This is a genomic window from Cupriavidus sp. 8B (assembly GCF_054589115.1).
In genome coordinates, this window is sequence record NZ_BAAILO010000294.1 from 1 (window position 1) to 21,430 (window position 21,430).

The following is a 21,430-nucleotide window of genomic DNA, read 5'->3' on the forward strand; positions in this document are numbered from 1 at the left end:
ACCATGCGCACCGTGATCTTCCTGATCGCCGGAAAGCTCGACTTCTCCGCGATCAACCCGCATGCCGCATAACCCACTCATTTTTCAAAAGAGCCTTTATTGGCTGTGCCCTGGGCGTGCACGGAGAGAAGAAGTGATCTGATGGTGTGGGACCAGTCCGCGCCAGTCCTCATCCAAACCGATTTCGGCGGACACACCAATTGCGCGACCTGCCTGCGCACGCAACGCCGGAATTTCCTGTCGGTCGCGACCTGCTCGGGCGGCCGTCAACAGGCATCGATGCAGACGGCTGATCGCGACGTCCGCACTGCATAGCAGCTCCTGCGATCTGTCGCGAATCGGGCCGCTTGAGATGCTGCATGCAGCGTCTTCCTGCGTAATGCTGTCAAAGCCGGTGAAGTGGCCGTTGCGCTGCTGGACCCGATCCTGGCCGAAACCGTTAGCCAAGGACATCGTGTTCGGGGAATCGCAAGTGTCCTGCGTCATTCCATACTTACGGAGTGTGGGGTCATCAAGCCCAACGAAGGTGAGTTGCTGCGTGCGCAGCGGCTCGTCCCCGATATGCTTCTCAGCGTCCCACCAGATGTGGAAGAAATTGCAACGTTCGTCGTTGACCGGAACTATCGCCAGCAACAGGTCGCCGTTTGCGTTGGCGATAAAGCACGGGGCAATGAACGATGTGACGCGGGCAATCCGCTTCTCATCGCTTTGCCGGATCGCCACATAATGAAAGCCGAAGTCCGTTTCATCTGCTTCGATGATGGGCGCCGCGTCGAACTGCATGTGCGTCGTCTTCTTTGCGTAGTCGAGATCGGAGTCATTGGTTTTGGCAAGTGCCGATCCGTGAAGTACTGTCAGGTGGGACGAGTCGACAAGCCCCTCAATGACCTGAACATAGTTGCAGTTGACGATGGCACGAACATTGATGCGATTGGAATCCGGCAGATCCATGAAAGGCCAGTGTGGGAACGGCGGCTCTTCGCCCTTAGGACCCAGGTAAGCCCAAACGATACCGCCAGTCTCGCGAACCGGATAGGTTCGGCCCTTGATGCGATCCTTGAACTTGGGGTCCCCGACGTTAGGCGTTTCCAGCACTGTTCCATCAACCGCGAACTTCCAGCCGTGATAAATGCAGCGCAGGCCATCGCCTTCCGATCGGGCCAACTGCATTGACGCGCCCCGGTGCAAACATCCCTCAGCATAGAGGCCAGGGCGTCCTTGCTGGTCACGCCATACGACAAACCTTTCGCCAAGGACCTCGATGGTCTGAGGCTCCCCGTTTGGTTGAGGCATATCGGATGACTGCACTACCGGCAACCAGAATCGGCGCATGGCGTTGCCCATGGCGGTGTTTGGGCCGGTGCGGCAAATCAGTTCGTTGTCCTGACTGGTCAGCATGTTGATCCTCTTTCTTCAGAAATGACGGCTAGTAGATTCAAAGATCGACTAGCAGTCGTGGAGTCTTTGCGCGGGAGCAGCACGGCATGAAGCAGTCATTGCGTTCGTGTTCGTCGCTCGTAAGATAAAGATCCCGATGGTCCGGGATACCGGACAACACCTTGGTCATGCAGGTGCCGCAAACTCCTTGCTCACAGGAAAGAGGCAAGTCGAATCCGGCGTCCAGAAGTGCGTGGGCAGCGCTCTGGTCTGCGGCGACCTTGATGACCTTGCCGCTGCTCTTGATCTCGATTTCGAACGGAGAGTCAGCGGTGTGGTCGATTGGCGCCGCAGCGAAGTACTCGCGATGCAGGTGTTCTTCGTCCCAACCGAGCTCGCTTGCCGTCTGAAGGATGTGGTTCATGAATCCCGCAGGTCCACACACGTACAGGTGCTTGTCGGGTGATGGGGCGCCTATCGCGAAGCGCGCATCAAGTTGTTGCTCAGGGGCTGCATCGTCAACATGAACGCGTACCTGGTCGCGAAAATCCTCCGCTTGTAGACGGTCGACAAACGCCATCCGCGATAATGTGCGGCCGCAATAGTGCATCTCGAAGGGGCGGCCATCGCGCGCGAGCTGCTGCGCCATGCAAAGGATGGGGGTAATACCAATGCCGCCAGCGAAGAGCACAGAGCTGGTCTTCTCGCCATGTAGGGCGAAGTGATTGCGAGGGGGACTGATCGAAAGCATGTCTCCTTCGCCAATAGTATCCACAAGTGTCGCGGAGCCTCCACGAGATTCTGGTTCGCGCAGTACGCCGATCCGATAACCCGAGTGTTCGGTGGGCAATTCGTACAGGGAGTACTGCCGTACCAGCCCTCCGGACAAATGCACATCAATATGCGAGCCGGCCTCGAATGCAGGCAGGGTCGCTCCCGTTACCGGTGTGAGTTCGTAGCCAGCAATGCCTTCGGCCAGTAACGTCTTCGCGGTGACTTTCACTTGCAGCAAACTATCCATCACAGTTCCAATATCTTCCATGGAAGATCATTAGGTAAAAAAAATCAGCTGATGACAGTGCGTCGCCGCTGTATGACTACAGGGGAACCGCCCAGTTGACGATGGACCAGCCAGCGCGCGAGGCCTTGGTCCATCACCCGCACATGTTCCGGAAACCAGTCCACCAGTGCTTGCGCGAAGGAGCGAACTACGTGGGTTCGCCCTTCGGCCAGCATCGCACGCACTTCGGATGCCGACTTGAGAACCGCCGCGTGTTCGTCGATGTGGCACCCCGCTGATCCATAAGCTGTCTCACGCATCGCGGAATCTTCTTCGCCAAAGTGACGATGTGCGTGCTCAGTGAAGGTGTCCAGTGCTTGCTCAAGGCAAGCGTCTTCGGTTGTCAGCAACGCGTGCACACATGCGACGAACTCTCGATGCGTCTCGTCCATCGTTTGATGGTCGAGCGAAAAGTCGTCGTGCCAAGCAAAGCCGGGGGTCTCCATCATATGCATCCTCGATCGATTACATCCAGAGGCTCATACAGAGCAGGCTCACCACCCACGTATGCCAACGGCCGGTCGAGTCGCACTGCTTTCGGCATGAAGAAGCTCGGTATCCCGCGGCATCCATCCGCGTGAAACATACATTCGCTTGCTCCTCCGCTGAGCCAAACGCCCCACCTGCTCGTCCGTCGCCTACTGCCCGTAGATGCGATCTGACGAATAGCGATCCATCCAGCAGCCTTCTGTGGATGACACGAGGCAACTTTCACCGGCGGGTCGCGCAGAAAATGTCTTCCACGGAAGAGTAGATAGCAACGACAAACATGTCGAGCTAGGGAAAACACCAACCATAGTGAGTGGTGATGGATGATGCACCTCGAAAAGCAGGATGCTTCCTGGGAAGACATGTAATGCGTATTACGACTCAGGGAAACTCTGTAAGCGAGCGTGGTTGACATTGACTCATGCCTAGATCTATCTTCCATGGAAGATAAGAGTTGGCTCACAAATGGAGGAGAAAGAGGAGATGAAACTACGGTCAACTCGGCTCAATAGCCGGCTCCGGCGGCCGTTGGCGCGCTGCGCGCTGGCTCTTGCAACCATGGTCGTCAGCGGTGGTACGCATGCCTATGACGGGGCAGCACTGGCGCCCGGTCTCACGTTGTACGGTCTTATCGACACGGGCATTGAGTATGTGAGCAATGTGGGAGCCCAGAAGTCGGGCGTGGTGCGCATGCCGTCGCTCACAGGTTCGTATCCATCACGATGGGGCCTGCGGGGCATCGAAGACTTGGGGGGCGGATACAAGTCGATTGTGGTCCTCGAATCAGGTTTTGCACCGAACCAGGGCTCCGCCAACCAGAGTGGACGTTTGTTTGGAAGACAGGCTTATGTGGGCCTGATTGGGCCATGGGGAGCCGTCTCCCTGGGGCGCCTGTACTCTCAAATCTACTTATCGCTGATCGGCGACACAATGGGCCCCAATATCTTTGCGGCTGGCCTGCTCGATACCTATCTGTCGACCGCGCGGGTTGACAACGCGATTGACTATACCCTCAGCTTCTCCGGGTTCACTATAGCTGCCACCTATTCGCTTGGCCGTGACGCGGTGGCACCAGCAGCAGCTGGCGGATGTGCGGGGGAGTCGCCTTCAGACTATCGGGCATGTAAATCGATGTCGGTCCTGCTGAAGTACGAAGCGCCGACCTGGGGGGTCGCCGGGGCGTTTGATCGAAACTATGGCGGAGGTGGCACTGGCTCCCAACTGCCGAATAGCTCACAGACCGACACTCGTAGTCTCATCAATGGCTACGTGAAATTTGGAACTGCCACAGTTGGTGCGGGCTACCTTCACCGGATTAACCACGGATTTGTCGCGCCGGGTGTGTTCAACAAGTCGAGCGACTACTGGTGGATTGGCGGGGTCTATCTCCCTGTTCCGCAAGTCTCACTCGATTTGCAGTATGGGCATCTCGGGGTGAGCGGTACTCAGCTGGGTGCATCTGTCATCGCCGCGCGTGCCTCGTACCTCTTCTCCAAGAGGACTGCGGCGTACATCACCGCGGGACGCATATTCAACCAACGTGACGCGGCGATTACGGTTGATGGTGGTGCACTCCCGGGCACTTCGAATCCACTGCCCGGCGTGAATCAGTCAGGCGTCATGGTAGGTATTCGCCATAAATTCTGACGTCACATGGAAAAGACGCCCGCATCCACACATACAAAGACTTGCATTTGAGGAAACAGTACATGTTCACACAACCAATCAATCGATGGTGGAACGTGGTTGCCGGATCACTCTGCGTGGCTGTCGGCGCGGGCGTGGTTGGCGTCTACATGTTTGGGGTATTTGCAAAATCGATTGGTGCTGAGTTCGGGTGGTCGCGCGCTTCGGTATCCCTGGGGCTGACCGTCTTCGCATTGGCGTCAGGTGTCGGGTCACTGACGCTGGGCATGGCTATAGACCGATTTGGCTTGCGCAAGGTCACATCGATTTATGTCGTACTTTTCGGAGGATCAATCGCGCTCGTGCCGTTGATGCCACCACGGCTCGATTTGTTCCTCGTAGCATTCGGCGTCATGGGGTTCTTTGGATCCGCCGCTACAGTGATGCCGTATGCAACAGCCATTTGCACCTGGTTCAACCGCAAGCGCGGACTCGCACTTGGACTGGTGAATGCCGGTACCGGCATTGGCGCTGCACTGATGCCCCTGTACGCCAGCTTTTTGCTGTCGCGCTTCGGCTGGCGCGGCGGTTACTGGGGCGTTGCGGCGTTGGTCACACTGGTTCCCGTTGTGGCCTTGGCGTTACTCGTACGGCTACCGGCCGGTCATGAGCAAGCGCACAAGCCGGGACGCCACGCCAAAGAGCCGAGCGACGCCGGCCACTCGGTTCCTTTGGGAACGATCTTGAATTCGAGCAGGCCATTCTGGCTGATCGCGATTGCGATCTTCACCGTTTCGGTCGCAACGTTTGGCGCAATCTCTCAGCTTGTCCCGATCGCGACAGACCGGGGTCATTCGTCGATGGCCGCGGCAGGAATGCTCTCTACCGTAGGCATCGGCTCGTTGATTGCCCGGTTGGCAGCCGGATATGTGATGGACCGGATCTTCGCTCCCTATGTTGCAGCGGCTGTATTTGTTCTGGCAATGATTGGCATGGGCTTGCTGATTGGCGCGAACTCCGTGGTGGCCATGACGCTCGCCGCTGTCATGGTTGGAATTGCGGCAGGAGCGGAAGGCGACATCCTGACCTTCCTGGTCAGTCGGTATTTTCCAATGGGTTCTTTCGGCAGCGTTACTGGCGCCATTTGGGTGACGTGGGCATGGGGCGGAGCACTAGGTACCTATCTGCTTGGACTGTCGTTTGACATTACGCATTCGTACAGCGCGGCAATCGGCGGATTCGTTGCGGCACTGGCAGCCGGCACCATCGCCATTCTGAGGATCGGGCCGTATGCCTTTCCGCCGCATCAAGGGGAAGCCCGGACCACCTTGGCCGGCGCCGGAGATGGCAACGCCCTGAATGATGCCTCAGCCTGACGATAAGGATGCTACGTGCTGTATCCCTGGTAACGGCGTGCAATCAATATCTCGAGTTGTGCTTGTCTCCGTGATCCCGGCAAATCCCCATTTGCCAGGCCGGGATCTTTTGGTGCCGTGCTTGCACGGCACAATTTTCAAGCAAGCCTCACCGATCGCGGCAACCCCGGCGACAGGAGATCAAGGAGATCACTATGGCAATCAAGACAAGTTCCCCGGTCATATCCAGCGTGGACAATGGTATAGGCATAGTGATGCTGAATCGGCCGGATACGCTCAATGCCATCAACCATGAACTCGCCGCTGCGTGGGCGAGTGCGATTGACCGGGCTGTCAGCGATGCGGCGGTACGCGCGATCCTTCTCTGCGCCGAGGGGAAGGGCTTCAGTGTAGGTGGTGATCTTGCATTCTTCGGCGAAAATCTGGGCCCTGGCCTGGCTCCTTTGCTCGGAGAAATCATTGACCTGCTCAGCGCGCCAGTGCAGCAGTTGCGCAACTCGAGCAAGCCAGTTGTCAGCGCAGTTCAGGGTGCGCTCGGTGGCGGTGGCATAGGCCTGGCGCTCAGCGCCGACGTGGTTATCTGCGACGCCAGCCTCAAGATGCGCTGTGGCTATGCTGCCATTGGCCTGTCGCCGGACGCGGGTGCGTCCTGCTTTCTGGCGGAGCGCATCGGCGAGGCGAGAGCGCGCGCACTATTCATGACCAACCGTACGGTCAGCGCGGAGGAATGTGCTGCACTTGGTATCGTTGATCGGCTTGTGTCAACCGAAGCGCTTCGTAGCGAAGCGCTTGAAACGGCACGCCAGCTTGCTGATATGTCCGCCACCTCGATGGCTGTTATCAAATCGCTCTGCAATCCACTGCGTGGCGATGCCCTTGCCGCGCAATTACGCGCAGAGCACGACGGCATGATGCGCTGCGCTGCAAACGCCGATGCCGTAGAAGGCATCGGCGCCTTCAGGGCGAAGCGCAAGCCGGTGTTCGGCAAATCCTCTTGATATGGGATTCGCGATCGTGTTGGGTTCGATTGCAGCCAGAGCTGATCCTACGCCGTCCAGTGTCGCCTGGTGCAGCGCATATCAGGGACAAGCCGAGGGCTTACGCGGGTATTTCTACTTGAAAATTCAAGTAGATCCATCTATGATAGTTGAAAAATCAAATACATGGCTGCCCGTAGAGCACATCTCAACGTGCCGGGCTTTCCTCTCAGGTGAAGCGCAGCAGTTGCGGCTTGATGCCCAACTCCCCAGCCCGTATCCCTAGCCCGAAAAGGACAAAATAATGGAAAAGCAAGCTCACAACTTCGCCGCCGTCGGCCGTATCCTCATTGCAGCTATCTTCATCATGAGCGGCCTGGGCAAGATCGGCGCGCCTGCCGCGACCCAAGCCCATATTGCCGCCGTGGGACTGCCGTTCCCGTTGTTAGGCTATGTAGTCGCAGTGGCGACCGAAGTCGGTGGTGGTCTTCTGCTCCTTGTGGGCTTGCGGACCAGGATCGTCGCAATCTGGCTGGCGGCCTTCACAATTGCCACCGCAGTCTTCTTCCACAATAACTTCGCGGACCAGAACACGATGATCCATTTCCTGAAGAACCTCATGATCACAGGAGGTCTCCTGCAAATCGTGGCTATCGGCGCGACTCGGTTCAGCCTCGACGCTCGCCGTCTGCGCGAGCGGATCGCGTAGCCTCACCCAAGGCCAGGAGCCGCGCTGCGCAGCGGGTCGATTGAGTAAATCATGGCGGACGCGCGTGTGCGCCAACTTCCCGTATGCACTGGCAGTTCCGTCCGGAGACTATTGATACGGCGGTAGTGCGACGTGCCGCGTGCGGGCTTCGCGAGTCGCCAGGCCCGCCGTGTGTTGAGACTGTAGTGATCTGCCATGCGGCTCACGGCTCGTCTCCTCAGCGCGGGCGTCCACTTTCTTACCGCGATATCCTTCAGGATCGCGTTGTCCAGGCTCAACTCTGCGACCAGCTTTTTCAGCCCGCATTCTCGTCCTGCAACCGCTTCGGTTCGCGGACCTGATCCGATCGCAGGCCCACGTACCGCTTCTGTCACCCGTAAAGCGTCTGCTCGGAAATCCCGATCCGACGGGAGCGAGGTTAAAGCAGCTCGTCAAGCGCACCAGCGTTCTCGTACAACTTTAGCAGCATGGAGCGCAGTGCCTTTGCGTCGTCTGCGGTGAAACCGGAGAGGACCACCGCCTCATGGCGCTTCGCGATCGGGACGATGCGTAGAGCAAGTTCTTCCCCCTTTTTGGTCAGGACGACCCTGATCGACCGTCCGTCAGTCGTACTCCTCTCGCGGCTTACCAGCTCCTGACTCTCGAGACGGTCAATGATTCTCGACAGGGCGGAGATATCTGACGACGCATGTAGAGACAACTCGGACAAGGTCTGCCGGGGAACGTACAGGAGCGAGGCGCAGACTCGCCATTCGCTGAGGTTCAGGCCAAACGGCTTGAGTGCCTTTGAGAACGCGTTTCCCATCCGGTTTGTGGCACGCGCCATCAGGAAGGGAATCGCCTTTTCCAATTCTTCAGGTCTCTTGGGTGTGTTCACGGTCGTCGATGAGGTGAGGGTTTACGCTTGTACATATATTTGATAAATCAATTATACTCCGCTGCAGAGTAGTTGAAAAATCAAATAAAAATTGTCCAAGCGAACCTGTGTGCTACCCCACTTCCTCCTTACATGAGTGAGGTGGTACGCGCCGAACTGGAGCAGATCGATGAGAAACAAAATTGCGCTTGAAGAGCACTTTGCGATAGACCTGACTATCGACCAGTCGAAAATCTATGCACCGCCCGCGGTTTGGGAAATGCTGAAGTCCAATCTGATGGACATTGAGCAGCAGCGGCTCGAGCGTATGGAGCAGGGCGGAACCGAGTACTCGATCCTGTCGCTCAACTCGCCAGGCATCCAGGGCATTCCGAATGCAAAGGAAGCGATCGATATTGCGAGGCGAGCCAACGATGTTCTCGCTGAGCATGTTTCCCGGCACCCATCCCGCCTGGGGGGATTTGCTGCGCTGCCTATGCAGGATCCTGATGCCGCGGCGCGGGAACTGGAGCGGAGCGTCAAGGAACTTGGCTTTCACGGTTTTATGGTGAACGGATTTTCACAGGTGGGTGATGCCGAAAGTGTCGTGTACTACGACGCGCCGCAGTACACGGACTTCTGGGCCAGCGCGGCGGCGCTCGGCAAGCCGTTCTACATGCACCCCAGGGATCCGCTACCGTCCCGTGAGCCGATCTACGACGGCTTTCCGTGGCTTACCGCCGCGACTTGGGCGTTCGCGGTTGAGACAAGCATTCACGCACTGAGGCTGATGACGTCAGGTCTCTTCGACCGCAATCCCGGGCTCCAGATGATTCTCGGCCATCTGGGCGAGGGGATTCCGTTCAACGTCTGGCGCGTCGACCACATCCTGCGCAAGGCGCCGCGAGGACTGCCATGCAAGCGGACTGTGGGCGAGTACCTCAGAGAGAACGTCTACGTAACTACCAGCGGAAATTTCAGGACCCAGACTCTCTTGTCCACGATGCTGGAAGTTGGCAGTGACAGGATCATGTACTCGGTTGACTACCCGTTCGAAACGCATGACGAAGCTGCGCAGTGGTTCGACTCCTGTTCGATCAGCGAAACTGACCGCGTGAAGATCGGCCGGGACAACGCACGGCGATTGTTCGGACTTGCGTGAGAGTCGGTGGGCACTGCTTCGGTTTCACCTGGATATCGGTTCTAGCGACCTGTCGTGCGGACCTGCGGCATGTGCGGAATTTTGTAGGCGAGCTTTGCTGATCGCCGAATGTCAGCTTCTCGAAACGGAAGTTCTCTGTTGTAGAGCGGCCTCATGCTTAAACGGAACGAGGTGCAATCTTGATCCCTGGTACTCCCCAGCAAGTCGAAGAGGCTGGTCCAACGGCTATCGACATTGCCGCCCTGATCGATAGCCAGCCCCTGAGTTCCTTCCAGAAATGGATCATGGTGCTGATTGGCTGCACCGTGGTGATGGACGGCTTCGACGTACAGGCATTGGGCTTTGTCGCGCCCGCGATCGTTCAGGCCTGGCACATCAGTCCTGCAAGCCTCGGCCCTGTTTTCGGTGCGGGCTTGTTCGGGATGCTTGCGGGTGCAATCGTACTTGGGGCTATGGCCGATCGAGTGGGACGCCGGCCGGTGTTGGTCTGGGCGACCGTTTTCTACGGCCTGTGCATGCTCGGTACCACCCTTGTTCAGACGATTCCGCAGTTCCTTGTGATTCGCTTTATGACCGGTGTCGGTATCGGTGGAGTGATGGGTAACGCCATCGCGCTGGTCAGCGAGTACAGTCCGCACAAGCAGCGGGCATCGCTGATGACTTGGGTTTCATGTGGGTTCACGGGCGGCGCAATCGCTGGAGGTCTTCTCAGTGCAGCTCTGGTGCCTGCTGAGGGCTGGAAGTCGGTATTCCTGGTCGGCGGTGTTTTGCCACTGCTGGTCGCTGTGGCGATGTTGAAGTATCTGCCGGAATCGCTGCAACTGCTTGTGATTAAGCGACGCAATCCAGAAAAGATTGCTCAGTGGCTTGGCCGGATCGCACCGAATGTGCATATTGGAGCGTCAACCAGCTTTGTTGTGCATGGACAAACACATGCGAAGGCTTCCGTTGGCGAACTTTTTCGAGAGGGCCGCGGCACGACTACGCTGTTGCTATGGGGGATTAACTTCGCAAACCTGCTAGATCTCTTTTTCCTGTCAAACTGGCTCCCGATGCTTTCCATGCGTGGCGGAGACGGCACTGCGACGGCGGTGCTCATCGGCACCTCATTGCAGATCGGAGGTACTGCGGGCGCGTTGCTTGTGGGGCCGCTGATGGACCGCTTCGGCTTCTATCGTGTACTGACGCTCGGCTTTCTGATCGGGACGGTTTCGGTCGCAGCTGTCGGCATCCCTGACTTGTCGCTTGGCTTGCGCTACGCAGTCGTATTGATAAGCGGGGTCTGCATTGTCGGCGGGCAGCCGGCGATCAATGCGCTCACCGCTACGCTGTATCCAACTTCGCTTCGGGCAACCGGGGTTGGCTGGAGCCTGGGAATTGGACGGGCCGGTTCGATCGTGGGTCCTGTAGTGGCGGGACAACTCATTGAGCTGCACTGGTCAAATACCGCACTGTTTATTGCGGCAGCGGTGCCTGCATTGATCGCGTGTCTCCTGCTGGTTGTTCTCGCGGGTGTTAAGGGCGGAAATCGAACCGATGACGGCTCGGTGCCCATCTTGAACCATCGATGACGACTATATCCAGCTTGATTCTCGAGTAGACATGCCGGCGGATGCCTGAGCACTCAGGTACCGGAGGTGACAGGAGCCAATATGAGCATTTCGATCGCGGTGAACGGCAAGCGTCACCTTCTGACGGCACCAGCAGATACGCCGCTGCTATACGTGCTGCGCAACGACCTCCAGTTGAATGGCCCAAAATTCGGTTGTGGCGAGGCACAGTGTGGCGCCTGCACGGTGCTGATTGGCAACCAAGCGACACGCTCATGTGTTCTTCCCGTTGGTGCGGTAGGTGCGGCTCAGGTGACCACTATCGAAGGCCTGGGCAAGGCCAAACGACTTCACGCATTGCAGAAAGCTTTCCTTGCTGAGCAGGCCGCACAGTGCGGCTATTGCTCGAGCGGGATGCTGATGGCCGCGAAGGCGCTGCTCGACCGGAACCCATATCCGGACGAGGCGACCATACGGCGCGAGATGGCCGGCCAGAAATGCCGGTGCGGCGTACACAATCGAATCGTCCGCGCGATCCAGCGGGCTGCGGAGGAGTTGCGCGGATGAATACCGTCAAACTTTCCCGGCGCGCGTTCGGGAAACTGGCTGGAGCAGTCATCGCGACGTTCTCGCTCGCGCCATTTTCGGAGTTTGCGCAAGCCGAGCCCGATCTCCCGGTCGATCTTCGTGCCAATCGAAGGCTCGACGGTTGGATTCGAGTCGACCGCGAAGGCACAGTCACCATTTTTACCGGAAAGGCTGAGCTGGGTCAGGGCATTCTCACTGCGCTCTCGCAAATCGCCGCGGACGAACTCGATGTGGATCTTGCTCGTGTTCGCATGATATCGGCGGATACGACCCGCAGCCCGAACGAGGGGTATACCTTCGGCAGCCAATCAGTCGAGCGGAGTGGGGCGGCATTACGAATTGCCGCAGCTGAAGCGCGAGCCGTTCTGCTAGCTGCGGCTTGCCGGCGCTTCGATGTGTCGCAGTCGGATCTCCGGGTCGAGAACGGTGTGATTCTGGTTGCCGATGGTCGTCGCGCCACTTACGCCGACCTCGTCAGGGACGAACGAGGACTGCTCGCACGCGAGGTGACTGCAGCGGGCACCCCAAAGCACCCATCGGAGTATAAGTTGGTTGGCAAGTCGGTGCCTCGCATTGACTTTCCCGCGAAGTTTACTGGTGGCGCGGCGTTCGTTCAGGATATACGCCTTCCCAATATGCTGTTTGGTCGTGTAGTGCGGCCGCCGAGATATGGCGCAAAGCTGATTTCGGTGGACGACTCGTCGATAAGGCGGCTCCCAGGTGTAGTCACTGTTGTTCGCAATGGCAACTTTCTCGGCGTGATAGCGGAGCGGGAAGAGCAAGCGATCAATGCGCGCCGTGCATTGATGGAGGCAGCGCAGTGGAGCAAAGATTTTGTGCCGCTGCCGGACGTGGATCATCTCCAACAGGCATTGCCTCGCTGGAGGAGTGAGGATTCGGTGGTTAGCGTAGCGGGGCAGGATACCCCTGCACCAGATGGCGGGATGCAACTGGAAGCGACTTACTCTCGCCCCTATCTTTCGCACGCGTCACTTGGCCCCTCGTGTTCCGTTGCGCTGCTCAAGGATGGGCGCATGACTGTGTGGTCTCACACGCAGGGAGTGTTTCCGCTGCGCGGCGATCTCGCCACGGTGCTTGAATTGCCCACAAGCGCGGTCGACGTGGTGCACGTTCCGGGTTCCGGTTGCTATGGCCACAATGGCGCTGATGACGTAGCGCTCGATGCAGCGCTGCTTGCCCGCGAAGTGGCGGGACGGCCGGTAAAGGTTCAATGGATGCGCGATGATGAATTCGCGTGGGCGCCGATCGGTCCCGCAATGGTGATGCAGGCGAAGGCAGCCCTGTCTAAAGACGGCCGGATCGCCGACTGGAACTATGACGTATGGAGCAATTCGCACGCAATGCGGCCAGGCCAACCCGGCGGTGTCAATCTGCTCGCCGCCTGGCACCTCGCTAAGCCTTTTCCACCGTCTTCACCGGCGCGTATTCCACAGCCATACGGTAACGGTGACCGCAATGCCGTGCCAGTCTACGATCTGCCGCGCAGGAAAGTGACCAACCATCAACTGCTGGATGCGCCCGTCCGCAACAGTTCGCTGCGCACCTTGGGCGCTTTCGGAAACGAGTTTGCGATCGAGTCGTTCATGGACGAGCTTGCTCTCGCAGCAAACGCAGACCCGGTTGCGTTCCGCCTGGCGCATCTGAGTGATCCGCGTGCGATCGCTGTGGTGCGAGAGGCGGCAAATCGTTCCAATTGGCAACCCGCGGTGAAAGGCGATGGGCAGCGTGGACGTGGCTTCGCCTATTCACGCTATGAGAGCATTCAGGCGTATGTAGCAATCGTCATCGATGTGAACGTTATCCGCTCAACGGGTGTCATCAGCGTTGCAAACGTGACTGCTGCAGTGGACGTGGGCCGCGTAATCAATCCTGACGGCGTGAAAAACCAGATCGAGGGTGGCATCGTTCAGGCGCTGAGCTGGGCGCTCAGGGAGCGCGTCACGTTCAATCGTTCGGAAATCACCTCGCGCGGCTGGCAGGAATATCCGATCTTGACCTTCGCCGAGGTGCCGCCGATCGACGTCGTATTGCTGGACCGTCCCGACGAACCTTCTCTTGGCGCAGGCGAATGTTCGCTCCCCCCGACGGCCGCCGCGCTGGCGAATGCTGTGGCGAATGCGATCGGCACACGCTTACGCGATTTACCTTTTCTGCCGAGCAAGGTCTTGGAGCGTCTTGCCTGACGCGTGCTCGTACGTGGCCAGCAACCGGCATGGCGAGTTCGTACAGAGCTGCGTAGATAACTCACATAGCGTGGCTGCCTCGTTCAGCGTGAGTGCGTAATCCGGCCATGGTGACATTCATGGCCAGAGCACAAGGGGCCCGATTACAAGATTAATGCGTGCAACGCTGAAATCGTGAACGGAAGATTGGCGCGACTGATCGCGGAACGCCGGACAAGATCAAGCGTCTAGAGGCGCCTGTACGGCGATTCAAACAGATCGAGACAGAGCCCCTGGCTGCATCCGGTAGAGAAGGGGCGGGAGACGGAGGTTGTACGTGGAAACTCAAGTCATCATCGTTGGAGCCGGACCGGTGGGGCTGACGCTCGCCATCGATCTTGGCCGGCGCGGCATTGAATGTGTCCTCATCGAACAGAAGGCAGAGCCCCAGTTTTTGCCGAAGATGGAGCGCTGCAACGCGCGGACCATGGAGATCTTTCGCCGGCTTGGCCTCGCGGACCGGATCAGGGCCGCCGGCATGCCCGAGGACATCCCCATGGATATCCAGATCATTCGCTCCATGGTGGAACCGCCGATCCTGCGTTTGCCCTATCCATCTGTGGCGCAGGCTCGGGCACGCACACGCCAGAGCAAGGATGGCAGTCTGCCGCTAGAGCCTTACCAGCTCATCTCGCAGTACACGCTGGAGCCGCTTCTCCTGGAGGAAGCCGAGCGCATTCCGGCCGTCACCGTGATGCGGGGCACGACGTTTCTGGATTTCACTGAACAGTCCGACGGCGTTCTGGTGGCAGTCAGCGACGCGGACGGTGTGCGAAGCACATTGAGGGCGGCCTATCTCGTCGGCTGCGACGGTGGCGCGAGTCGCGTACGCAAGCAACTCGATATCCGCCTGCAGGGCGAGGGAGATATTGCGCGGCTGCGCCAGGGGCTGTTTCTTTGTGAGCAGCTCTACGAGCGGCTGCCGATGGGCAACGGGCCAGGGCGGGGGCGGCACTACCTGGTGGCAGGCGGACCGCCTACCTTTATGATCATGCAGGACTCGACCCGGCACTGGACGGTCCACTCTGCCGTCGAAAGCGACGAGGCGATGCGGCGGATGTTCGAGCGGATCATCGGGGTTCCGCTTCCCTACGAGATGCTGTATTGCGCAGAATGGCGGCAGAATCTGCTGCTGGCCGAATGCTACGGAAAGGGAAGGGTTTTCCTTGCGGGCGATGCGGTGCACCTCGTGATCCCGACGGGCGGTCTGGGCATGAACACCGGCGTCGGCGATGCAACGGATCTTGCCTGGAAGCTGGCTGCTACGCTGGAAGGGTGGGGCGGTCCCGGATTGCTGGCGTCCTATGAAGCTGAACGGCGACAGATCGGCGAACGAGTAGTCGGCGCGTCGCGCTACGCCTCACAAGGCTACCGGGCCTGGCTGGCAGAGGTGCGCCCAGAGATCGGGGACGATACACCCGAGGGCGAATCTGCACGCGCTCATCTTGCCGACGTTGCCAACGTGGAGCAGCGTAAGTCGAACGAGATGATCGGCGCGGAACTTGGCTACCGCTACGTAGACTCGCCCATTATCGACAATGTGCCAGGGGGGCCGCAGCACGACGTGCGCGTCTATCAGGCGACCGCCTGGCCTGGAGAACGGCTTCCCCACATGTGGCTCGCCGACGCAAGCGCCATCCAGGACCGGCTACGGTCGGACCGCTACACGCTGATCGACGTTACGGGCGAGCACGATCCGACTCCACTCGTTTGCGCTTTCGAGGTACTCGGCGCATCGCTAGATGTGCTTGTAGTCCCGGATTCCGCGCTTCGCTGCGTCTATGGGCGCGACCTGATTCTCGTTCGGCCAGATATGCATGTCGCGTGGCGTGGCGACCGGCTCCCGGAGGCAGTCGACGATCTTGCTGCGCTGGCGACCGGCCGCCGTGGCGGCACGAACGGCTAGATACCTTGCGGCGGCGGCACCGCTGGTTTCGGCGAGTGCTCTACATGCCTGCGGCCCTGAAGCGGCGCGATGCAGGTGGCAATCACGTCAACAGGCACGAGTCATCGCTACGCGTGTGGGGCCGTCTTGCGGTGCCCGCTTCACAGGCGCCGGTGGGCGGTTTGTCGGCGCCGAGTGCGGACGCTGCGTTTTTTAGCTCCGCGGCCATTACTCGTCGATGACCTGTACTTCCCTGAGTCAGTAGAACGGCCCGCCATTGGGTTGTTCGCGGCTCCGTCTGCCGACGAAGGATTTGCAGTAGCGATGCTTGCCGAGTCTGTCGGGAGACATGAGCAGCCTCTTCGCGTCCAGGCGGCCCAATCAGTCACGCTTGATGTTCGCTGTCATCTGCGCGCCGTTGTCCGAGCGCTCATGCGCAGAGAGACGAAATTTGACTTCTACGGAAGATAAAAGTCACACAAAGGGAGACAAAAACATGGATTCAACATCGGCTCAACCAAATCAGCAACGCTGCGCGCGCGCTGTCTGGTGTGGCCTGACTGCGTTTGCTGCGCTCGCGTCCGGCTTCGCGCAAGCGCAAAGCGCGAGCGCTGCGCAGGCACCAGGGATGACCCTCTATGGCCTCATCGACACCGGGGTCGAGTACGTGAGCAACGTTGGCTCTAAGAAGGACGGTACGGTCCGCATGCCGTCGCTTACGGGAGCGTTGCCTTCAAGGTGGGGTCTGCGTGGTATCGAGAGTCTGGGTGGCGGTTTGAACTCGATTTTTGTATTGGAGTCGGGGTTCGCGCCGCCCCAAGGCACTCTGAACCAAGGTGGTCGTTTGTTCGGAAGGCAGGCGTACGTAGGGCTTTTCGGACCATGGGGAGCAGTGACCCTCGGCCGTCTGTATTCGCAAATCTATTGGTCTTTGATCGGTGACACGCTGGCCCCCAATATTTTTGCGGCCGGTTTGCTCGATACCTATCTGACGGCAGCACGCGTTGACAACGCCATTGATTACACCGTCACGTTTTCCGGGTTCACGTTTGGCGCCACCTATTCGTTTGGGCGTGACGCGGTGGCGCCAGCGGTTGCTGGGGGATGCGCGGGCGAATCGCCCTCAGACTATCGGGCCTGTAAGGCGATGTCGGCAATGTTGAAGTACGAAGCGGCGAGCTGGGGTGTGGCGACCGCTATCGACCGCAACTATGGTGGGGGTGGCGCTGGTTCCGCGCTACCTCGGAGCTCACAGACCGATACCCGTGGTGTCATCAACGGCTATGTGAAGTTCGGCACGGCAACCGTCGGCGGGGGATTTCTCCACCGAAATAATCAGGGATCTGCCACTCCAAGCAGCAACTATTGGTGGCTGGGAGCAACCTACCTTCCTCAACCGCAAATCGCACTTGATGTGCAGTATGGGCGTGTGACCGTGAAGGGGAGCTCCACCGGCGGATCCGTCATCGCTGCACGCGCGATGTACTCGCTGTCCAAGCGCTCGGCCGTGTACATCACGGCGGGACGCATATTCAACCAGCGCGACGCATCGTTCACGATCGACGGAGGCGCTATTGGCACGGTGTCGCTCCCGTCAGCGGGAGTGAATCAGACGGGTGCTATGGTCGGTATTCGCCATAAATTCTGAACCCAGGGGGCTCGCTCGCATCCATTTGCAAGAGACGTGTGTCTCAAGGAGGTTGTGCATGGTCTGCGTGCGAGGTTCGTTGCGCCGCTCCGCGGCGGCGTGCCGTGGCACCAGGTCTTGCAAGATGAGCAAAAAGCAGCGGCATCCGCCGCTTGCAAAAGTCACTAAACTGTACTATCGTATAAGTTAGTGAGGGGTGGTCAGAGGAGATGAACGTCATCTCCGGCGCACGACTTCTGTTGCGCAATGGGATCACGGTCGCAGGCCATCTCACTGAAAATGGGAGGACCAATGGAAGACATTTTCCCGAACTCACCGAGAGCGTCATTGAGCGAATGAAAGGCGCTGAGCCTAGGCTCTGTGGTGGTGTCCTGGAGATTACCTATCGCCGAAGGCACGTTCGAGAGAATCCGGAAAGAATGGGACGAGCAGACCCGTCAGGAGGCTAGCTTGGCGCCGCCGCTGGAGCGCCTTCCGGCCGAGTATCGGGCTTTGTTTCGGCACACGGCGACTTACCCGGAGTTCCATCGCTTTATGCGCCAGGAGGCGACGACCGACAGTCCTCGCCTGCATTGGGTTGCGGAGAACTTGCTGACGCCCCTCATCGACCGGTTGCTGCCAAAAATCAAGGCTGCGCAGGCGGAGGGATTACTGCCGCCGGTTGAGCCGATCCTGTTTCATTACATGATGGTGAGTCTCACCGCTGGGTTGTCCGAATTCGGCCCGGAAATGCGAGCCACCTGCGGGCTGTCAGTTAATCGTCCAGAGGTCGCCCACGCGTATTGGTCGCTTGTGGAGCGCACTATATCAGGGGCCCTTTCCGGGACAACTGCGATGGGTTCCCGAAAGCGCAAACAAGAATGATGTTCCGTGGACCTCGCGTGGCTTGCTTACAGCTGGTTCTGCCGGTTACCGGTGAGCAATGGCGGTGTCCTTCTGTCCAGTCCGCGAGCCGCGATGCAGAAGATCTAAACGCTATGCATATCTTCTCGGTTGCAAAAAGGAAGGCGCCGCCCAAGAATCCCGCGTAGACAGTCACGTGTTTGCGCGCGTGCAAGTGAGAGGTACCTGCAAAGGTCCTGACGATCGAGAAAGACACCATAGTGGAGACGAACATGAACGCTAAACTCCTGGCTCGGCGATGCATCGCCCTGGTCGCAGTATTCGCCAGTTGCGCGGCGCTTGCTAACCCCTATCCAAGTAAGCCAATCACACTCGTTCTTCCAACTGCACCTGGGGGAGCGGTGGACAACCTCGCGCGCGTCTTCGCGCAACTGCTCAGTGCCCAAGTTGGTCAACCAGTCATTATCGACAACCGGTCCGGGGCAGGTGGAAATCTGAGTTCGGACTTCGTGTCTAAGGCACCTAGCGATGGGTATACGCTCCTGTTGACGCTCGGAAGCACCCTTACGATCAATCCTTCGCTCTATAGGAAGCTGCCGTTCGATCCCGTCAATGGATTCGAGCCTATTAGCGTTGTCGCCACAAGCCCATACGTGCTCGCGGCAGGCCCATCACTGTCCGTGAAATCGATTGGGGAGCTGATAGCGTTGGCGAAGAAGCAGCCCGGCAGCATTCACTATGCGTCGGCAGGAAACGGGACGCCAAATCATCTCTTCACCGTCATGGTGGAAGCAGCAGCCGGCATTGAACTCGTCCATATACCCTACAAGAGCGTGGCTGCCGGCTACTCGGACGTCGCCGGAGGAAGAGTGCAGTTGATGTTCGCGAGTTTGCCGAGCCTGACGCCATTCCTCAAATCCGGACAACTGCGGGCGCTGGGTGTGTCAAGCGCGAAACGCTCGCCATTGGCGCCGGGGCTTCCAACCATTGCAGAAACGCTGCCCGGGTATGAGGCTGTTGCCTGGTACGGCTTGCTTGCGCCGGCTGGCACACCGAAGGAGGTCATCAGCAAGCTCCACGAGGCAACTGTCAAGGTGTTGGGCAGCAAAGAGCTACGCGAGAAATGGGCCGAACAGGGCATTGAGCCGTGGGGCAGCACGCCGGTGCAGATGCGTACGCTCATGCATGCGGACCTTGAGAAATGGGCCAAGATTGTCAGGGCTACCGGAGCTCGCATCGACTGATCTGGTGCCCTCCTAAGGGAGGGCCGTCCTGGACTGGGATGCCCCTGGGAGCACGGTTAATATCCAATTCCTAAAATCCTGAATCTTGCGCTCAGTACGACGATGCTTCGAACTGGTCATGTAGTAGCCGTTCTCTGACACGGCATGATGATCGAACGGCGCCACCAAGCGCCCTTGCGCTATGTCCGCTTCCACATAGGCCAGTTGCATCACTGCCACGCCGCTGCCGCTGGCCGCTGCTTCACAGGCGAGGAGCCCATTCTGAAACCGTGGCCCGGTCGCCGCCAGGCGGGTGTCCATGCCAGCTGACTCCAGCCACTGCGCCCAGTTCTTCTCTCGAAATGACGAGTGAAGCAATGTTTGCTTACGCAAGTCCTCCGGCTTGCGCAGCGTTCGGGCAATCTTTGGGCTGCATACGGGGACAAGTTCGTCACGAAATAGCAGGACTGAATCAAAGTCAGGCCATGATGCCCCCCCGAACTGCACGAGAAAGTCGCATTGTTCGAAACCAATCTCCGCGCTACTTGCGATAGTTGTGACCTCGAGGTCTACGCCACGGTTACTGGAGAGAAAGCTCACCATCCGTGGCGCGAACCACCGAGCCGCAAATGTTGGTGCGAGCTTGAGCCGCAAGCGATTCGGTTCGGCATGCGCGACAACTTCCTGCATTGCCGTTTCCATGTCGTCAAAGCAATGCGTCAGCCGTGACAGCAGTTGCTCCCCTATAGCCGTCAGATCGTAACGACCACTCGTGCGGTCAAAGAGTTGCACACCAACACGGTCTTCAAGTGCTCTGACCTGTTGGCTGATGGCGCCGGGCGTGAGATTCAATTCAATGCAGGCCTGCTTGATGCTGCGTAGCCGCGCAGCGACTTCAAAGGCACGTAGTGCGGTAAGCGGCAACTTTGCTCTGTTCTTCACGATGTATTCCCGCCAGTTCAGGAAATCTAAACATACACCATATCGTAGCATCGAGAGCGGGTTCATTGGATCTGGAAGCCATGTTAGCGGGCAGCTTAAATATGGCATCGAACGCCCATTGTATAAACCGGTGAGGAAGATGGAGTGAGTAGAAAAACTAAACAGAGCGAAGAACATATCGTTTGTGTTGGCCGACACTGGAATCAATAATTGCCAAGAGCCAGCAATTCTGCTGACACCATCTTTGTGAACGTCCCGCGACATGCACTACTCAGATTACGAAGCACTGGACATTTCGACGTTCAGCGAGGAAAGCCGCTACAAGTTCCTCATGGGCGCCGTGGTTCCGCGTCCTATCGCGCTGGTCACTTCGCTTAGCGCCGACGGCGTTCTCAACGCGGCACCATTTAGTCAGTTCGTCGTCATTTCCGTGACGCCATCATTGCTGGGCATCGTGGTCCACGAGGGGGCTGCCGGGTACAAAGACACCGTGCGCAATATCCTCGCGTCGGGCGAATACGTGATCAACAGCGTGTCTGAGTCCATGGCGCGACAAGTGCAGGAATGCGCCATCCCGCATCCGCCTGACGTCAGCGAAATCGATGTCGTTGGTCTTCACACTCTCCCTTCAACGCACGTGGCTCCTGCACGCGTCAGCGAATCACTCCTACAGTTCGAATGCCGCCTTCACAGGGCGCTGGACTTTGGCGATGAAACGTCCCGAACCAAGCTCCTGGTAGGTGAAGTGGTAGTTGTCCACTGCGCATCAGGAGTCGTTTCGGGACACCGGGTCGATCATCAGCAGCTCAACCCGCTGGGCCGCATCGCGGGGCGGAGCTATTGCAAGACGGGGGAAGTACTCGATGTCTGAAGGAG

General features: G+C 58.7%; 18 protein-coding genes. 13 read left to right on the forward strand and 5 right to left on the reverse strand.

The features are described 5' to 3' along the window. Positions 1-96: 96 nt before the first annotated feature. From ACYP5B_RS29370 to ACYP5B_RS29380, 3 genes are read right to left on the reverse strand one after another with little or no spacing between them, the layout of a single operon-like run. Positions 97-1,398, reverse strand: a complete 1,302-nt coding sequence (locus ACYP5B_RS29370) for a Rieske 2Fe-2S domain-containing protein (RefSeq protein WP_459571999.1) — start codon at positions 1,396-1,398, stop codon at positions 97-99. Between the two features lie 37 nt (positions 1,399-1,435). Next, on the reverse strand, positions 1,436-2,419 hold the full coding sequence (locus ACYP5B_RS29375; protein ID WP_459572000.1) for a PDR/VanB family oxidoreductase: 984 nt from the start codon (positions 2,417-2,419) through the stop codon (positions 1,436-1,438). Positions 2,420-2,442: 23 nt separating this feature from the next. Continuing rightward, entirely contained in the window at positions 2,443-2,886 is a 444-nt protein-coding gene (locus tag ACYP5B_RS29380) for a bacteriohemerythrin (protein ID WP_459572001.1), read from the reverse strand. A 505-nt stretch (positions 2,887-3,391) separates the two neighbouring features. On the opposite strand from ACYP5B_RS29380, the gene ACYP5B_RS29385 reads away from it, so the two are divergent. The 4 genes from ACYP5B_RS29385 to ACYP5B_RS29400 all read left to right on the forward strand — a co-directional run bounded on the left by ACYP5B_RS29385 (position 3,392) and on the right by ACYP5B_RS29400 (position 7,614). After that, entirely contained in the window at positions 3,392-4,573 is a 1,182-nt protein-coding gene (locus ACYP5B_RS29385; RefSeq protein WP_459572002.1) for a porin, read from the forward strand. 62 nt (positions 4,574-4,635) lie between these two features. Further along, on the forward strand, positions 4,636-5,928 hold the full coding sequence (locus ACYP5B_RS29390) for an MFS transporter (protein ID WP_459572003.1): 1,293 nt from the start codon (positions 4,636-4,638) through the stop codon (positions 5,926-5,928). Positions 5,929-6,122: 194 nt separating this feature from the next. Then, positions 6,123-6,926 (forward strand): enoyl-CoA hydratase/isomerase family protein, encoded by an 804-nt coding sequence (locus tag ACYP5B_RS29395; RefSeq protein ID WP_318238314.1) that lies wholly within the window; start codon positions 6,123-6,125, stop codon positions 6,924-6,926. A gap of 283 nt (positions 6,927-7,209) precedes the next feature. Continuing rightward, a complete protein-coding gene (locus ACYP5B_RS29400) occupies positions 7,210-7,614 on the forward strand; it encodes a DoxX family protein (RefSeq protein WP_400101593.1) in 405 nt (134 codons plus the stop codon). Positions 7,615-8,032: 418 nt separating this feature from the next. Here the strand turns inward: ACYP5B_RS29400 and ACYP5B_RS29405 are convergent, their stop codons facing one another. After that, complete coding sequence (locus ACYP5B_RS29405; RefSeq protein WP_318230915.1) at positions 8,033-8,464, reverse strand: MarR family winged helix-turn-helix transcriptional regulator; 432 nt, start codon at positions 8,462-8,464, stop codon at positions 8,033-8,035. Between the two features lie 196 nt (positions 8,465-8,660). Here ACYP5B_RS29405 and ACYP5B_RS29410 point away from each other — a divergent pair, with 196 nt between their 5' ends. The 8 genes from ACYP5B_RS29410 to ACYP5B_RS29445 all read left to right on the forward strand — a co-directional run bounded on the left by ACYP5B_RS29410 (position 8,661) and on the right by ACYP5B_RS29445 (position 19,633). After that, positions 8,661-9,632, forward strand: coding sequence for an amidohydrolase family protein (locus tag ACYP5B_RS29410; RefSeq protein WP_318230916.1), 972 nt, complete (start codon positions 8,661-8,663; stop codon positions 9,630-9,632). A 179-nt stretch (positions 9,633-9,811) separates the two neighbouring features. Further along, positions 9,812-11,203 carry an MFS transporter gene (locus ACYP5B_RS29415; protein WP_459572004.1) on the forward strand — a complete coding sequence of 464 codons (1,392 nt, stop codon included), beginning with the start codon at positions 9,812-9,814 and terminating at the stop codon, positions 11,201-11,203. 81 nt (positions 11,204-11,284) lie between these two features. After that, complete coding sequence (locus ACYP5B_RS29420) at positions 11,285-11,749, forward strand: (2Fe-2S)-binding protein (RefSeq protein ID WP_459572005.1); 465 nt, start codon at positions 11,285-11,287, stop codon at positions 11,747-11,749. Then, positions 11,746-13,974, forward strand: coding sequence for a xanthine dehydrogenase family protein molybdopterin-binding subunit (locus ACYP5B_RS29425; protein WP_459572006.1), 2,229 nt, complete (start codon positions 11,746-11,748; stop codon positions 13,972-13,974). Before ACYP5B_RS29420 ends, ACYP5B_RS29425 begins: the two co-directional genes overlap by 4 nt. A 316-nt stretch (positions 13,975-14,290) precedes the next feature. Further along, the gene (locus ACYP5B_RS29430; protein WP_459572007.1) at positions 14,291-15,919 is read left to right on the forward strand and encodes an FAD-dependent monooxygenase; all 1,629 of its coding nucleotides are present in this window, start codon (positions 14,291-14,293) and stop codon (positions 15,917-15,919) included. A 475-nt stretch (positions 15,920-16,394) separates the two neighbouring features. Continuing rightward, a complete protein-coding gene (locus tag ACYP5B_RS29435) occupies positions 16,395-17,546 on the forward strand; it encodes a porin (protein ID WP_459572008.1) in 1,152 nt (383 codons plus the stop codon). A gap of 450 nt (positions 17,547-17,996) precedes the next feature. Next, entirely contained in the window at positions 17,997-18,410 is a 414-nt protein-coding gene (locus tag ACYP5B_RS29440; protein WP_459572009.1) for a hypothetical protein, read from the forward strand. Positions 18,411-18,661: 251 nt separating this feature from the next. Then, positions 18,662-19,633: a tripartite tricarboxylate transporter substrate binding protein gene (locus ACYP5B_RS29445; RefSeq protein ID WP_459572010.1), complete on the forward strand. Its 972-nt coding sequence runs from the start codon at positions 18,662-18,664 to the stop codon at positions 19,631-19,633. Positions 19,634-19,645: 12 nt separating this feature from the next. Here ACYP5B_RS29445 and ACYP5B_RS29450 read toward each other — a convergent pair whose 3' ends face one another. Next, positions 19,646-20,818, reverse strand: a complete 1,173-nt coding sequence (locus ACYP5B_RS29450) for a LysR substrate-binding domain-containing protein (RefSeq protein WP_459572011.1) — start codon at positions 20,816-20,818, stop codon at positions 19,646-19,648. Between ACYP5B_RS29450 and ACYP5B_RS29455 the strand changes: the two genes are divergently transcribed. Continuing rightward, positions 20,817-21,425 carry a flavin reductase family protein gene (locus tag ACYP5B_RS29455; protein ID WP_400101046.1) on the forward strand — a complete coding sequence of 203 codons (609 nt, stop codon included), beginning with the start codon at positions 20,817-20,819 and terminating at the stop codon, positions 21,423-21,425. The genes ACYP5B_RS29450 and ACYP5B_RS29455 overlap by 2 nt on opposite strands. Positions 21,426-21,430 lie beyond the last annotated feature (5 nt).

What these genes read in the sequence shown, in the direction of transcription:
- ACYP5B_RS29370 (WP_459571999.1), bottom strand. Translation starts at nt 1,398, where the DNA reads ATGCTGACCAGTCAGGACAACGAACTGATTTGCCGCACCGGCCCAAAC.
- ACYP5B_RS29375 (WP_459572000.1), bottom strand. Translation starts at nt 2,419, where the DNA reads ATGGAAGATATTGGAACTGTGATGGATAGTTTGCTGCAAGTGAAAGTC.
- ACYP5B_RS29380 (WP_459572001.1), bottom strand. Translation starts at nt 2,886, where the DNA reads ATGATGGAGACCCCCGGCTTTGCTTGGCACGACGACTTTTCGCTCGAC.
- ACYP5B_RS29385 (WP_459572002.1), top strand. Translation starts at nt 3,392, where the DNA reads ATGGAGGAGAAAGAGGAGATGAAACTACGGTCAACTCGGCTCAATAGC.
- ACYP5B_RS29390 (WP_459572003.1), top strand. Translation starts at nt 4,636, where the DNA reads ATGTTCACACAACCAATCAATCGATGGTGGAACGTGGTTGCCGGATCA.
- ACYP5B_RS29395 (WP_318238314.1), top strand. Translation starts at nt 6,123, where the DNA reads ATGGCAATCAAGACAAGTTCCCCGGTCATATCCAGCGTGGACAATGGT.
- ACYP5B_RS29400 (WP_400101593.1), top strand. Translation starts at nt 7,210, where the DNA reads ATGGAAAAGCAAGCTCACAACTTCGCCGCCGTCGGCCGTATCCTCATT.
- ACYP5B_RS29410 (WP_318230916.1), top strand. Translation starts at nt 8,661, where the DNA reads ATGAGAAACAAAATTGCGCTTGAAGAGCACTTTGCGATAGACCTGACT.
- ACYP5B_RS29420 (WP_459572005.1), top strand. Translation starts at nt 11,285, where the DNA reads ATGAGCATTTCGATCGCGGTGAACGGCAAGCGTCACCTTCTGACGGCA.
- ACYP5B_RS29425 (WP_459572006.1), top strand. Translation starts at nt 11,746, where the DNA reads ATGAATACCGTCAAACTTTCCCGGCGCGCGTTCGGGAAACTGGCTGGA.
- ACYP5B_RS29435 (WP_459572008.1), top strand. Translation starts at nt 16,395, where the DNA reads ATGGATTCAACATCGGCTCAACCAAATCAGCAACGCTGCGCGCGCGCT.
- ACYP5B_RS29445 (WP_459572010.1), top strand. Translation starts at nt 18,662, where the DNA reads ATGAACGCTAAACTCCTGGCTCGGCGATGCATCGCCCTGGTCGCAGTA.
- ACYP5B_RS29455 (WP_400101046.1), top strand. Translation starts at nt 20,817, where the DNA reads ATGCACTACTCAGATTACGAAGCACTGGACATTTCGACGTTCAGCGAG.
- ACYP5B_RS29450 (WP_459572011.1), bottom strand. Translation starts at nt 20,818, where the DNA reads ATGTCGCGGGACGTTCACAAAGATGGTGTCAGCAGAATTGCTGGCTCT.